The sequence below is a fragment of the Stenotrophomonas terrae genome (assembly GCF_001431465.1).
Taxonomy (GTDB): Bacteria; Pseudomonadota; Gammaproteobacteria; order Xanthomonadales; family Xanthomonadaceae; genus Stenotrophomonas; species Stenotrophomonas terrae.
Window position 1 is genome coordinate 1 of the sequence record NZ_LDJJ01000132.1, and the last position, 650, is coordinate 650.

General features: G+C 66.8%; 1 protein-coding gene. It reads left to right on the top strand.

Going from position 1 to position 650, the window contains the following annotated elements:
• Positions 1–5: 5 nt before the first annotated feature.
• Positions 6–650: histidine kinase (locus tag ABB27_RS19070; protein ID WP_244479275.1), on the top strand; the 645-nt coding region annotated here is incomplete at its 3' end.

Here is a 650-nt window from a genome sequence, read left to right on the forward strand (position 1 = left end):
TTGGCCTGGCCGCAATGGCCTTGATGGTGTTCGCATTGACCGCCGTGGTCGGCCATATCCGCCGGGTCACCCTGATCGCCGACCGGCTCGACTCGCAGACCCTGGCCAATCGTCATCGCCGCCAGGTCGAGCTGCCGCTGGACGCCTCCACCGCGTTTGCATTGCTGGAACAGGTGATCGGGCAGATGCCGCGGATCGAACAGCTGGAGCGTTCGGTCGGCACCCTGCAGCTGCGCGCTACCCAGCGCCGCGCCGATCCCTATGGCGAACGCCCGCCGTCCCGCTGGAACCCGATGGCGCGGCTGGCCATCAAGCACAACCAGATCACCGCCCGGGTCATTCCCGGCGCCGATACCAGCAGCGTCACCCTGTTCTTCGAACCCGATGCCGGCGCCTGGGTCGACCTGCTGCTGCTCGATGAAGGCAGCAACTACGAGAACGCCGAAGCCGTCACCCATGCGCTGAGCGGAAAGGTCGCCCAGCAGCGTCGCGAAGAACGCGAACACGCTGCACGCACCGAGGCCGAAAAGGAACTCAGCGTGGCCCGCCTGAACCTGCTGCATGCGCAGGTAGAGCCGCACTTCCTCTACAACACGCTGGCCAATGCGCAGGTGCTGACCCGCAGCGATCCGGCCCGCGCCGAGCAGATG